Annotated in this window: 12 protein-coding genes, 6 tRNA genes and 1 pseudogene; 13 read left to right on the top strand and 6 right to left on the bottom strand. The window is 57.8% G+C overall.

Annotated features, from left to right (window positions below; all coding sequences use genetic code 11):
• Positions 1 to 15 precede the first annotated feature (15 nt).
• From surE to OUZ52_RS10720, 4 genes are all read left to right on the top strand, one after another.
• A complete protein-coding gene (surE, locus tag OUZ52_RS10735; RefSeq protein WP_266158399.1) occupies positions 16 to 813 on the top strand; it encodes a 5'/3'-nucleotidase SurE in 798 nt (265 codons plus the stop codon).
• A 1-nt stretch (position 814) separates the two neighbouring features.
• A complete protein-coding gene (locus tag OUZ52_RS10730) occupies positions 815 to 1,495 on the top strand; it encodes a protein-L-isoaspartate(D-aspartate) O-methyltransferase (protein WP_266158379.1) in 681 nt (226 codons plus the stop codon).
• 28 nt (positions 1,496 to 1,523) lie between these two features.
• Positions 1,524 to 2,132 carry a YqaA family protein gene (locus tag OUZ52_RS10725; protein ID WP_266158378.1) on the top strand — a complete coding sequence of 203 codons (609 nt, stop codon included), beginning with the start codon at positions 1,524 to 1,526 and terminating at the stop codon, positions 2,130 to 2,132.
• 120 nt (positions 2,133 to 2,252) lie between these two features.
• A complete protein-coding gene (locus tag OUZ52_RS10720) occupies positions 2,253 to 3,257 on the top strand; it encodes a peptidoglycan DD-metalloendopeptidase family protein (protein WP_425493831.1) in 1,005 nt (334 codons plus the stop codon).
• Between the two features lie 27 nt (positions 3,258 to 3,284).
• On the opposite strand, the gene OUZ52_RS10715 is transcribed toward OUZ52_RS10720, so the two are convergent.
• Together OUZ52_RS10715 and yhbY are read right to left on the bottom strand one after the other, a co-directional pair.
• On the bottom strand, positions 3,285 to 3,659 hold the full coding sequence (locus OUZ52_RS10715; RefSeq protein ID WP_266158376.1) for an Mth938-like domain-containing protein: 375 nt from the start codon (positions 3,657 to 3,659) through the stop codon (positions 3,285 to 3,287).
• A 15-nt stretch (positions 3,660 to 3,674) separates the two neighbouring features.
• Positions 3,675 to 3,971: a ribosome assembly RNA-binding protein YhbY gene (gene yhbY, locus OUZ52_RS10710; RefSeq protein ID WP_266158375.1), complete on the bottom strand. Its 297-nt coding sequence runs from the start codon at positions 3,969 to 3,971 to the stop codon at positions 3,675 to 3,677.
• Between the two features lie 82 nt (positions 3,972 to 4,053).
• On the opposite strand from yhbY, the gene rlmE reads away from it, so the two are divergent.
• From rlmE to OUZ52_RS10670, 8 genes are all read left to right on the top strand, one after another.
• Positions 4,054 to 4,704 (top strand): 23S rRNA (uridine(2552)-2'-O)-methyltransferase RlmE, encoded by a 651-nt coding sequence (rlmE, locus tag OUZ52_RS10705; protein WP_266158374.1) that lies wholly within the window; start codon positions 4,054 to 4,056, stop codon positions 4,702 to 4,704.
• A complete protein-coding gene (ftsH, locus tag OUZ52_RS10700; protein WP_266158373.1) occupies positions 4,701 to 6,650 on the top strand; it encodes an ATP-dependent zinc metalloprotease FtsH in 1,950 nt (649 codons plus the stop codon). Before rlmE ends, ftsH begins: the two co-directional genes overlap by 4 nt.
• 258 nt (positions 6,651 to 6,908) lie before the next feature.
• Positions 6,909 to 6,985, top strand: a tRNA-Arg gene (locus OUZ52_RS10695).
• A 178-nt stretch (positions 6,986 to 7,163) separates the two neighbouring features.
• Positions 7,164 to 7,240 (top strand) — tRNA-Pro (locus tag OUZ52_RS10690).
• 25 nt (positions 7,241 to 7,265) lie between these two features.
• Positions 7,266 to 7,342: transfer RNA gene (locus tag OUZ52_RS10685), tRNA-Arg, on the top strand.
• Positions 7,343 to 7,357: 15 nt separating this feature from the next.
• Positions 7,358 to 7,434: transfer RNA gene (locus OUZ52_RS10680), tRNA-His, on the top strand.
• A gap of 26 nt (positions 7,435 to 7,460) precedes the next feature.
• Positions 7,461 to 7,536: transfer RNA gene (locus tag OUZ52_RS10675), tRNA-Lys, on the top strand.
• Positions 7,537 to 7,818: 282 nt separating this feature from the next.
• Positions 7,819 to 7,903: transfer RNA gene (locus OUZ52_RS10670), tRNA-Leu, on the top strand.
• Between the two features lie 99 nt (positions 7,904 to 8,002).
• Here the strand turns inward: OUZ52_RS10670 and OUZ52_RS10665 are convergent.
• The 3 genes from OUZ52_RS10665 to OUZ52_RS10655 all read right to left on the bottom strand — a co-directional run bounded on the left by OUZ52_RS10665 (position 8,003) and on the right by OUZ52_RS10655 (position 10,863).
• Positions 8,003 to 9,214, bottom strand: coding sequence for a tyrosine-type recombinase/integrase (locus OUZ52_RS10665; RefSeq protein ID WP_266158372.1), 1,212 nt, complete (start codon positions 9,212 to 9,214; stop codon positions 8,003 to 8,005).
• A 74-nt stretch (positions 9,215 to 9,288) separates the two neighbouring features.
• Complete coding sequence (locus tag OUZ52_RS10660) at positions 9,289 to 9,675, bottom strand: hypothetical protein (protein WP_266158370.1); 387 nt, start codon at positions 9,673 to 9,675, stop codon at positions 9,289 to 9,291.
• Positions 9,676 to 10,671: 996 nt separating this feature from the next.
• Complete coding sequence (locus OUZ52_RS10655; RefSeq protein ID WP_266158369.1) at positions 10,672 to 10,863, bottom strand: hypothetical protein; 192 nt, start codon at positions 10,861 to 10,863, stop codon at positions 10,672 to 10,674.
• Positions 10,864 to 11,329: 466 nt separating this feature from the next.
• On the opposite strand from OUZ52_RS10655, the gene OUZ52_RS10650 reads away from it, so the two are divergent.
• Complete coding sequence (locus OUZ52_RS10650) at positions 11,330 to 11,626, top strand: hypothetical protein (protein WP_266158368.1); 297 nt, start codon at positions 11,330 to 11,332, stop codon at positions 11,624 to 11,626.
• A gap of 19 nt (positions 11,627 to 11,645) precedes the next feature.
• Here OUZ52_RS10650 and OUZ52_RS10645 read toward each other — a convergent pair.
• A pseudogene (locus OUZ52_RS10645) lies at positions 11,646 to 12,706 on the bottom strand (MASE1 domain-containing protein); the annotation flags it as partial.

The raw sequence follows: 12,706 nt of genomic DNA, 5'->3' as shown, positions 1-12,706 counted from the left end.
TTCCAACGGATCATGATGCGAGTTCTGGTAAGTAACGATGATGGCGTGGATGCACCGGGTATCCGGGTGCTCGCCGAACGCCTTGGCGCGGTCGGTCAGGTAACTGTGGTGGCGCCTGATCGCGACCGCTCGGGCGCTAGCAATTCGCTTACGCTGGACGCACCGATTCGGGTGCTGCGGATGGATAACGGCTATTACCGTGTCGCAGGAACGCCCACCGACTGCGTGCATCTGGCGCTGGCAGGCATGCTTGATGATGACCCGGACATCGTGGTCTCCGGCATCAATAACTCCGCCAATCTGGGTGATGACGTTATTTATTCCGGCACGGTTTCGGCGGCGATGGAAGGGCGCTTTCTCGGCTTGCCGGCGATTGCCGTGTCGCTGGTGAGCCGTAACCATCGGGGCGAGCATTACGAATCGGCCGCCAAGGCGGTGTTGTTGCTGATGAAGCGCCTGCTGGTCGATGCGTTGCCTGCGGACACCATTCTCAATGTGAATGTGCCGGATCTCCCGTGGGAGGAGATTCAGGGTTTTGAAGTGACCCGGCTTGGCAAGCGCCATCGTTCCGCACCTTGTATTCAGCAGACCGATCCCCGCGGCAAGCCGATCTGGTGGATCGGACCAGCCGGCGATGTCGATGATGCTGGCCCAGGTACCGACTTCAACGCGGTACAGCGCGGTTACGTCTCCGTCACCCCGATTCATGTCGACTTGACCCGCTTCCAGGCGCTGGACAAGGTCAGCAGCTGGATGAATGCGCTGACCGAAGGCATGGCCGGCGATGTGTCAGCCGACGATAAGGTGGCTTGAGATGAATGTGCATCCGCTACCGCCGTCGGTACTGAAGGGCGAGGGCATGACCTCGCAACGGGCGCGCGATCGCCTCGCGGTCAAATTGAAAGACGAGGGTATTCGCGATGCGCGAGTGCTCGACGTCATTCGCAATTTGCCGCGGCACCATTTCATCGATCAGGCATTGCACTCGCGCGCCTACGAAAACACTGCGTTGCCGATTGGACATGGCCAGACCATTTCGCAACCGTGGGTGGTTGCGCGGATGACTGAGGCATTGATCGAGTTTGGGCTGCCACAAAAGGTCTTGGAGATTGGCACCGGCTCGGGTTATCAAGCAGTCGTGCTGGCTGCCCTGGTGCCACAACTGTTTACCGTAGAGCGGATTGAAGAGCTACTACGTCAGGCGCGTCGGCGCTTCCGTCAGCTCGGTTTGAATAACATCCGTTCGCGTCACGATGACGGCAAATTGGGCTGGGCCGATGAGGCTCCTTTCGACGCAATCATTCTTACCGCTGCGGGCGATACTGTTCCGACTCAGTTGCTCAATCAGTTGAGCCCGACGGGGGTGCTGGTGGCGCCGGTAGGCTCGCCGAGCAACCAGATGCTGATACGCATGCGTGGCGACGGGCAGGGCGATTTCATTCAAGAAGAGCTTGGTGCGGTTAGTTTCGTGCCCTTACTTGGCGGCATCGGTTGATGCGCCGCTTTCACCAAGGACGCCATTAATGCGTTTGTTTGGAGCGATGTACGCACGCGCATTGACCTGGGCGCGTCATCCCCGGGCGGTGTATTACCTCAGTGGCTTGAGCTTTGTCGAAGCCTTTATCTTCCCGATCATGCCGGAGGTGATGCTGGCGCCGATGATGCTGGGCAAGCGCCACAAGGCTTTTTTCTACGCCAATATCAGCCTGCTTTGCTCCCTGCTGGGTTCGTTGGTGGGCTATGCGCTAGGCCATTGGGCGTTTCAGGCGCTGCATCCACTGCTCGAGTCGCTGCATTGGTTGGCACCGATCGAGGTGGGCGTCGAAAGTCTGCGCGCGCAGATGAACCAGCATTGGCTGGGGCTGCTATTGGTGCTGGCATTGGCCGCACTGCAACCCGTAGTGCCGATGAAGTTCATCACCTGGGCGTCGGGTATCGTTGGCGTGCCGATCATTCCGTTTCTGGTTTGCATCGCGGTCGGGCGGGGCAAGCGTGTATGGCTGCTTGCGCTGCTGATTCGTTTCTTTGGTGAGCGGGCGGAACGTACTCTGCACAAGCACATCGAGTGGATGGGCTGGGGTGCTTTGGCGATGCTCGGGTTGCTGCTGGTGTGGTGGTTCTGGCTGCGCTGAACAGGGTGCGTGGGGCATTTTTAAGGTCGATAGGCCTTATGGGTTGCTTGCTCACCGGGTGGGCTTCTAACTGAGGTTCAATAAGGACACGCTTGCATGAAAACCTCGTTGCACATCGGTATGCTGGCGAACATGAACGGACTTCTTCAATATTCTGCAGTGGCCTTGGTGGCACTCGCACTGACCGCTTGTGACAGCGGTATGCGCCGCTCGGTGGTGGTCGAGCCTGCCGGCGGCGGGCGCGTGGTGACTCCGGCGAAATCAACACCCGGCGGCAGCTACCAGGTCGCTCACGGCGATACGCTTTATTCGATCGCTTTTCGCAATAGCGTGGATTTTCGCGATCTGGCGCGGTGGAACAGCATTGCACCGCCTTATACGATCTGGCCGGGCCAGGTTTTGCGTTTGTCTGCGCCAGGTGGGGCGAACGAGTCCTCGCATACCGTGGTTGTAGCTGCGCCACGACCCACGGCTCCAGTGCCGGTGGCTTCGTCGACTCACCCGGCTCCGACGGCGCCGATGTTTGAGAACACTACGGAGTCCACGGTGACCAAGCCGGCGGCTTCGGCGACCGCTGCTGCTTCAGGCACGCCTGCGGCATCGAGTAGTGCGCCGGCAACGGCGGCAAGCAATTCGACCGTAGTGCCCGTGGCCGGTGTGCCTACGCCCAACCCGGCGTCGTTGCCGCCGCCGGTGTCGCCGGCACCGACGCCTGCTGCCGTGGCCATACCTGCTGGAGCAAGCCGTGCATTGGGCGGAGTCAATTGGCGTTGGCCGGCGGACGGTAGCCTGGGTAAGCGCTTCCAGAGTGGTGATGCAATCCCCGGTATCGAGGTCTACGGCAAATCCGGTGACCCGATTCGCGCAGCGGCCGATGGCGTGGTGGTCTATAGCGGCAACGGCTTGGTCGGTTACGGCGAACTGGTCATCATCAAGCACAATGACAGCTTTCTCTCTGCCTACGGCCACAATCGCAAGCGTTTGGTCAAAGAGGGGCAGCGGGTGAGCGCGGGGCAGCAAGTTGCCGAAATGGGCTCGACTGGCGCGTCACGCGACGAATTGCAGTTTCAGATTCGCAAGGACGGCAATCCGGTCGACCCGCTTAGCTACTTGCCGTCTCGCTGATCTCTGAGCGCGCGCAAACGGCGCCGGTTAAGCCGGCAAGATGAATGCCACTACCACTCGCCGACCTTCCGCGGCGAGCAGGTTATAGGTGCGGGCCGCCGCCGCGTTATCCATCACTTCAATGCCGACGTTTTTGCGCAGAAAACCTGCCAGGAAAGCCGCGGCAGGGAAGTGCTGGCGCTCACCGGTGCCCAGTAGCACCAGTTCGGGCTTGAGCGTGAGAATGGCTTCGACGTGCTCCGCAGCCAGTGTATTAGCCGCTTGTATGGGCCAGTTCTCGACCACGCCGTCTGGCGCCAGCAAGAAACTGCGATCAAATTCGCGATCGACCACGATGACGCCGTGCGCACTGACGCGGCGTACAAATAAGTAGTCGTCAGGTCTGTCGAGGGAGAGATCCATCGGAAACTCGAAGATTTAACGCGGCAATGCCAGTTTGGGCTCGTCTTCGTTGCGGCGAAACAGCACGACGATGTGGCCGATTTGCTGCACGCTTTCGGAATGGGTGCCGTTGGCAAGAAAGTCGATCTGCGCTTGGCGCTCGTCCTTGTCGCCGCCTGACAGCTTGATTTTGACGAGCTCGTGATGAGACAGCGCCAGGTCCAGCTCTTTGACCACCGCTTCGGTAGCGCCTTTGGCGCCGAGGAGGATAACTGGCTTCAGATCGTGGGCAAGGCTGCGCAAATAACGGCGCTGCGAGGGGGAGAGGGCCATGCGTTCAGTCTCAGATTCGCGGCGAATGGACCGTAAAGGGTATCATGCTGGCCACTCCCCGTATCTGTGACAGTTGCCGATCATGACTCGCAGCAAAAGCAGTTCCCGCTGGCTGCGGGAGCATTTCGACGATATATATGTAAAAAAGGCGCAAGCTGAAGGCTTCCGTTCACGCGCCGTATTCAAGCTGGATGAGTTGATTGAGCGTGATCGACTGCTCAAGCCTGGCATGCGAATTGTGGACCTGGGCGCGGCGCCTGGCGGTTGGTCCCAATTGGTGCGTCAGCGCTTGGGTGACAACGGTACTGTCATCGCGCTGGATATCCTGCCTATGCAGGGTATTGGCGGGGTGGATTTTTTGCAGGGTGATTTTCGCGAAGAATCGGTCTTACGTGAGTTGGAATCTCGTCTAGACGGACAGAAGCTTGATCTTGTGCTATCTGATATGGCCCCCAATATGAGTGGAGTAGCGCTGGCTGATCAGATCCGGGCAATGGATCTGGCTGAGTTGGCGCTGGATTTTAGCCGGCACTGGCTTAAGCCAGGTGGGTCGTTCCTGATCAAGTTGTTTCAGGGGGCCGGCTTTGACGATTACCTGCGCAGCTTGCGCGTGGAGTTCACGCGCGTAACCATGCGTAAACCAAAGGCCTCGCGCGCTCGTTCGCGTGAGGTATACGCGCTGGCCGTGGGTCGAAAGACCATCGGCGGGCAACCCGGCGAGAAGCGTGCATGAACGAAATGGCTAAAAACCTACTGCTCTGGCTGATTATCGCGGTGGTTCTACTCACCGTATTTCAGAGCTTCAACCCGCATGGCGCGTCCTCATCGGATCTGCCTTACAGCAGCTTCGTACAGAGCGTGGACAACGGCAACGTGGCCAACGCCACGATCAGTGCTGACCAGCCTGCGTCGATCAGCGGCAAGCTGAAGGACGGCAGTGCCTATCGCACGGTAGCTCCTGGATTGGGCTGGTCCACCAATGCGGTGGTCAAGCAAATGCAGGACAAGGGCGTTGAAGTGCGCCAAGAGCCGTCCAACAATGGTTTCTCGCTGCTTGGGCTGCTGCTGAACTGGTTGCCGATCATTCTTATCGTCGGCGTATTCATCTGGTTTATGCGCCAGATGCAAGCCGGGGCAGGCGGGCGTGGTGCGATGAGCTTTGGTCGCTCACGTGCCAAGTTGCAGGGTGAGGATCAGATCAAGGTCAATTTCAGTGACGTTGCCGGTTGCGACGAGGCTAAAGAAGAGGTCGGCGAGCTGGTGGAATTCTTGCGCGATCCGGGCAAGTTCCAAAAGCTCGGCGGCAAGATTCCACGCGGCGTCTTGATGGTTGGCCCGCCAGGTACCGGTAAAACCCTGCTCGCCAAGGCGATTGCGGGCGAGGCCAAGGTGCCGTTCTTTGCTATCTCCGGCTCCGACTTTGTGGAAATGTTTGTAGGTGTCGGCGCCAGTCGTGTGCGCGACATGTTCGAGCAGGCCAAAAAGCACGCGCCTTGCATCATCTTTATCGATGAAATCGATGCGGTCGGCCGTCATCGCGGCGCAGGCCTGGGTGGTGGGCATGATGAGCGCGAGCAGACGCTGAACCAGCTGTTGGTTGAGATGGATGGCTTTGAGGGTACGGAGGGGGTCATTGTGATTGCGGCCACCAACCGCCCGGATGTGCTCGATCCTGCATTGTTGCGTCCGGGTCGTTTTGACCGTCAGGTGGTGGTTGGCCTGCCGGACGTGAAGGGGCGTGAGCAGATCCTCAAGGTGCATCTGCGTAAGGTGCCAACGGCAGCCGATGTCACTCCCATGACGATTGCGCGTGGTACGCCGGGCTTCTCTGGTGCGGATTTGGCCAACCTGGTCAACGAGGCCGCTTTGTTCGCCGCACGTGAAAACGCCCGCGAAGTGCGCATGAGTCATCTCGACAAGGCGCGCGACAAGATCTTGATGGGTACTGAGCGCCGCTCGATGGCTATGAGTGAGGACGAGAAAAAACTCACCGCATATCACGAAGCTGGCCATGCCATCGTTGGTCGCCTGGTGCCTGAGCATGATCCGGTCTACAAGGTCACCATCATTCCTCGTGGCCGTGCATTGGGTGTCACCATGTACCTGCCGGAGGGTGACAAGTACAGCATGAATCGCGTGGCGATCGAATCGCAGCTCTGCTCCCTTTACGGTGGTCGTGTTGCTGAGGCATTGATCTTCGGCGAAGACAAAGTCACCACGGGTGCATCCAACGATATTGAGCGTGCCACCAAGATGGCGCGCAATATGGCAACCAAGTGGGGCCTGTCGGACAAGCTCGGTCCGATGACTTATGGCGAAGACGAGGACGAGGTATTTCTCGGTCGCTCGGTGACCCAGCACAAGAACGTTTCAAACGAGACCGCGCGCAAAATCGATGAGGAAGTACGTGACATTCTGGATCGTGCCTATGCACGTACCAAGCAATTGCTCACTGACAACATCGGTAAATTGCACATCATGGCTGAGGCGCTGTTGCAGTACGAAACGATTGATGCGCACCAGATCGACGACATCATGTCGGGACGCGAGCCGGGGCCGCCTGCGGATTGGTCCAAAGCCCCTCCGGCAGGTTCGCCGCCGCCGCCACCGCCGCGTGGTGATGCGGGGTCGGCCAAAGTGGGTGATCCCGCTACGCAGAGCCGTGTGATCAATCACTGAGTGCACTTCAAGCTCAATGCGAAGCGCCTTATCGGCGCTTTGCTGAGCTGACCCTGGCTTGATTTGAATCAGGCGTTTGGAAGTCCAAACCGCACGAGATTCAATTCGAGTGAAGGGGCTCTAGCTGAACTTTCATCGATGGCGATGAAATTTTTCTGAAAAAAGTGTTGACGTTTTCGCTTCGAATCTGAATAATCCCGCTTCTGCTTCGGCACCTTCTGCTTCAAAGGTTGGTGGCAAGGCAATTAGGTTTACTGCGCGCCCGTAGCTCAGTTGGATAGAGTACCAGGCTACGAACTTGGTGGTCGGGAGTTCGAATCTCTCCGGGCGCGCCACTACACTCGCAAATCGTGCTGTCCGCATCACGGTTTGTATCGCAAGACAATGCAGCGTCATGCGAATCCGGACGGTGGTCGTGAAGTCCGGTGGATTCGATACGGATTGACTAGGCAATGCGTCACCCGTAGCATTTCAAGGCTTCAGCTGACGAAAGTTAGCTAAGGTTTCGAGAATCGGGGTATAGCTCAGCCTGGTAGAGCGCCAGCTTTGGGAGCTGGATGTCGTGGGTTCGAATCCCTCTGCCCCGACCAGCAGGTGCTCGGCACGTTGTGCACTGCGCCTGTAGCTCAACCGGATAGAGCATCGGCCTTCTAAGCCGACGGTTGCAGGTTCGATTCCTGTCGGGCGCGCCAATTTCAAGATTTACGGTGGATGTAGCTCAGCTGGTTAGAGCATCGGATTGTGATTCCGAGGGTCGTGGGTTCGAGTCCCATCTTCCACCCCAGTTCACCCAGTAAGTCCAGGTTGCAAGGGCCGTTAGCTCAGTTGGTAGAGCAGTTGACTCTTAATCAATTGGTCGTAGGTTCGAATCCTACACGGCCCACCAATATAGCCAACGGCTCGCAGCACTGCGGGCCGTTTGTTTTTGGGCTCTCGTTGAGTTTGCAGGGCGTTTTAAGGGGATTCACTCATTTCGGTGCCGGGCGACGCAGTATCTCGCTTGTATTGCGGCCTCGCGCAACCGTAAAATACCCGGCTTTCGTGCAAAGGAATCATCGGCTTAGGATGGGCTGCCCGGCGGCCGGGTTTGAAAGCGATTGCTGCGTTTATTTGCGCAATAATGCTTTTAAATCAGTGGGTTGAGGCTGGCTTCTCCGTTTGTTTTGATGCGAAAGTGGCGGAATTGGTAGACGCACCAGATTTAGGTTCTGGCGGTTAATCCCGTGGGGGTTCGAGTCCCCCCTTTCGCACCATGTCCTTTGTAACGAATTCATTGGGTTAGCGGTTGTTGAGTCGTCAAACGTTTTATCTGAGGTCGGTCTTCTGTCCTTGGATACTCAAATGGATGAGATTCATAGCCGCTCAGTGGAGTCCTCTCGGAGCTGCTGCATGCTCAAGGCAGCTTTAGAGAGCTGCTTGGTCTGAAGGTGGGTGTAGATGTCGGTTGTGGCGATTGAGCTGTGGCCCAGCCACTCCTTCACAATCTTCAGATCCACGCCGCTCTCGATCAGGCGACTGGCGCAGGTATGGCGCAAGCAGTGGACGACGCAATCGCGGTGGGCGATCTTTGCAGCCTTCCTGGCCCGCGCCCATATGTCCTGAGCACGTCGATCGTTTAGATCCTTGAAGGGGCCATCTTCGATACCCTCGCAAGCCTTGAGTGCTTGGCAGCATGTTTCAGTCATCGGGACGCTCCGCTGCCTTCCGGTCTTCAGATCCTCATGACGGAACAGCTCGATCATTCCCGCCCGCTTTCCCCGAGGGAAGTCCAGCTCCGTCCAGAGGAGCCCCAGGGCCTCTCCTAGGCGCAGCCCGGACTCGACCAGTACCTGATAGAGCAGATGATAGCGACGGGCGTCACGCTTCCGTGGAGGGCCTCCTTTGATGCCGGGGTTGAGTGTGTCCAGTTCCAATACGGCATCGAAAATGCTCTTTTCATCCCACGAGTCCATGAAATAACCCCGTCCCAGGCGCTTCTTGACGGTCTTCACCTTTGGAAAGGCAGTCGGCGCATCAGGCCAGCGCTCATCCAGGGCCACGTTGAACATCCGTCGAATGCAGGCAAGATGGTTGTTGACCGTGGCCCCGGACACTTTCTTCTGAGTGTTGCCTTTGCCGGGGGCTGGCCTGGTTACCAACTTTGCGGTGAGGTCTGCGATAGCGTGGTAGTCGATGCTCGCGAGCGGCGTATCGGCACCAAGAATTTCCTCGATCACGCGGCAGTTTCGCGCGTACTCACTATGCGCCTTGATGTCCTTCCACACGGTTGGAGATTTCAGGCAGCGGTCAAATGCTTCCTTGAGTGTGAGGCCGCCTGCCGCACGGACAGCCGCTTTATGACGATGCGACCCGTTTCCGGTAATCGCAGCGATGATGTCTGCCTTTGGAATATCCGGGTTGTTATCAAGCAGTTTGACGATCTCCTCCTCCTTGCGGAGTGCGAGCGCCTTATCGCGTGTGTTCGACGAGGCGACCACGCGCCGCGTTTTGCGCTGAACGCGGATCATGTAATAGCGACGGTCTACTTCACCGGGCTTGAGCTTTCCTTTCAGGTACACGGTCATTTTGGAGTCCACAAAAACGAAAACCCGCCTCTGAGGGCGGGTTTATAGGGAGGGGTGGTTTGGGAGGGGGCGCACTATGTCTTCAGCGCGGCCCTAAGTAGCCGGTTGAATGTTCGAGTGAGTTCGGCTGCAAAGTCCTCGCCTTCTTTGGTCAATCCGACAACATTTACACGGTTGTCCGCTTCGAGCGGAGAGAGCTGCACGACCGGAAGTAGTGGGGATTGCACAACACCCTGGCGTTTTCCGCGTAGGTAGCGCAATTGGCGTGAAAGTACCGCGTCATCAACACCGCCGAGGGTTGCGCCAACTTCAGGCTGCGTTGCGTTCGGGCGTTCGATCACAGCAAGTAGGGCAGCGAGATTCGCCACGGTGAACTGTGGATTTGCCTCCAGAGTTACTCGGGTGTGCTGAAGAAGAATCCGCAGGATATGGGCTGCCTGCGTCGAGGTCAGGGAGGTCATCACACGTCCTTATCGGCGGGGTCGGTCCCCACGAAATGTATAGCATTACGAGTCCACAAGCGACAATTGCACTTGATAATCCAGTCCGGTTGATCCAGAACTGGCCTCTCCTGAACTCCTCAATGACAACCATCGTGAATCGAGGGAGATGAGGCAAATAGTGCGAGAGGAGCGCATGAAGCATGACTGTCGTTTCCCTTCCAAATAAGAGTTTGTGAATGAGGCGTTCATCAAACGGAGCGGTCAATGCGCGTGGTGCGTCATTCCTCGACGCTGCGCGTCATTAGGAGCGTGCAAATACTTGCAATCGCTTCGGTTTCACTGACATCAGGACTTTTGTCTAGTGCGTCATTGAGTCGCGCCCATAGAGAGACAGGGTTCATCCTTGCTCCCGGTTGCGCTTTGTTGATCGAGGGTTGGCACTTAGATGGATGAAAGCCGCGAAGAAAATTAGATAGCTAGTACCGAAGACCGCGAGTAACCCACGGGAGCCCGTGGTGCTGACGAGGAAGCCAAGCAGAGCCAAAAGGCATCCAGCGATTGCCAAGGCGAGGAATGTTCGTCCGGTCAAGTGTCTTTCTCCTGTTTTGTAGGCGCACTCCTACGCCGCAGCAGGGAGCACGCCGACTTGAACGATTTTGTGTGAGGTGCAGAATGGAGATGCCCGAGAAGTCAGGCGTTCACGAGCTGGGTACAGCTAGCTCATGCTTGCCGATGATCCGGGCATTTTTTTGCGCTGCTGTCGAAGCAGCCACGCCTTGTAGCCCTCGACCGTCTTCTGGCGCTCTGCGCACCACTGACAGGTAGGCGCGGGTGCGTAGGGATGTAGCGAGGCCCGCACATGACCTCGCGTACCGCATGCTGGACAAACAGACACCGCCAGCATGGCGACGGCATCAGCAAATAACTTAGTGGCAGCGATAGGCGGGGTCATGTGGCAAGCATGGCGCTGAGCTGTCTCAGATCTTGTGATTCTCATGCTGGCCTGAGACTGGATTAGTCGGTCACCGGAGTCACTGTGATCTCGCAAGGACGACCTGAGATGTCATCCAGAAGAATGCTGGTGTTCGTCTCGAAGTTTGTTCGGTCCACCCGCGCCATCGCTTCGGGCTCGCTGTCCGGGTAATTCGGTATATACGCGTCGTACTCATAGGTCACTGTGACGCGCATCTTGATCGTTTTTGACATGCCTAGACCTCCGGGTTCAGCGGCAGAGTGACGATTACGCGGATACGGCGGGATCGCGCCTGGTTAGCTGCGTGCAGCTCCGCATCGTAGATTGAACCGGCTTTGTGTGACTCACACCACCGCCGGCCCTCGGACTCGAACTGGATGGAATAGTTGGACTGAGGAGTTCTGTTGATTTTGCGGCTCATGGTGTTTCCTTTGGGCATAGAAAAGCCGCCTCTTGAGCGGCTTGGTGGATGTGAAGAAAGACACGTAGCCTTAACAAGGCTTCGCGTTATGCTGCGGTGAAGTGTGAAGACTGTTCCGGGGGATTGAGATGCGAACTACAGTGAAGCGGTTGCTGCCGATTGCTTTTGTTCTAACGAGCATGTGCGGTAGCGCATGGGCACAACAGGCGAGCACTGGTCTCGGCCAAGCGTGGCCCAATGCCACGGACGTAAGCTCAAGTCCACGCTGGCACGTCTATGTGTTCGAGCGCGACGGTGTGCGCTACATCCAGGTCAACGATTTAAACGGCGCCGTGCGCGGTGCATTCGCCGTTGCTGGTGGTCAATTTCTAACGCTACCTATCGGCAGCGACGCACCGCTGGTTAGTACCCCGCAGCAGCCTCGTCGTGCGGCAGCAGCCCCTTCGACGGCGCCGAGTCAGACGATCTACCAGGACAATGCAGTGAAGGTTATGGCGACGCCGCAGGGTCAAAATCGAGTCATGCTCGATGCCATTTGCCAAGACCCTTTAGATTGCGGCGCACATTTGAACTAAGCGCTACAGATTGGCGGGTTCAATCCAGCGATTCGGCAGGGGGCGTATCGTGCAGCAGTATGCTGACACGCATACCGTTGTCAGTAGCGCGCATACGCGCCTCACCGCCATAAACCCGTGCTTGGTCGCTAAGACTTCCCACACTTAAGCCATTCGCTCCTAGCTTCGGCATGAGGAGCGAGCGTGCGACCGCGTGACTGCCGCTTATTACGCTGCCGTCGCGTTGCCCATCAAGTTGCAGCAGTGCCCAACAGCGACCCCGTGTCTCTCCGCCGCGAAGGCGTAAACGAACACTGGTCGTGTAGTGGTCCTGCTCGATCAACTGTATCGCCGCCTCACAGGCCATTCGGTACAGCGCGATGTGAATGCTTGGTGCAAGACGACTGAGGCCGCGCCCCTGAATCTCGCAGCGGAAGGCAACACCGGCTTCATCCAGGCTTCGCGCTAAGGCTCCCTCGCGTAATGCGGTTGGGAGACCCCGATCACGTAATGCCCGTGGATACATGCTGTCTGCAAGGCGGTGAACTTCATGCTGAGTGGCAATAGCCTGCCGGTAGTAAACGCGTTCCTCTACTTCTGGCAGGTGTAGCCGCAATCGGTCGAGAAGGCGGCCATGAGACTTCTGGATGGATGCCCCGAGTTGCTCGATGGCAAAGGCTGTTCGGCGCATACGCTGCTCGCCTAAGTAAAGCCCGTGTCGTGCCAGTTGAAGTGCAAGTGTCCCATCGTTGCGACCGCGCTGCTCCTTCACAATTAGGGCAGACACACGTGACCCTAAGAGAAGCATCGTCGCTATCGCGAACGACATGAAAGCCTGTGCTTGGAGTGTTGCTGGATCACGGTGTGCAGGCATAGCCAACACAATGGCCACACTAACTGCGGTTCCACCGAGTGCTGCACCATGCCAGCCATGCTTCAAGGCAAGCCACGCAACAGGGATGAACATTGCCATCCGAGCCACTTGCTGAGCTTCGCCAGCCGCGCCGGCACTAAGCCACGTAAGAAGCGCCAGGATGGGTAACAACAGGCAGGCGCTGTCTAAGACAAGGCGGCTTGAGCCCAAGCGTTTCGCGGCAATGC

It is taken from the genome of Dyella silvatica (assembly GCF_026283955.1).
Classification (GTDB): Bacteria; Pseudomonadota; Gammaproteobacteria; order Xanthomonadales; family Rhodanobacteraceae; genus Dyella_C; species Dyella_C silvatica.
Note: the sequence above shows the minus strand (reverse complement) of the source record. Positions and strands in the feature narration are given on the sequence as shown.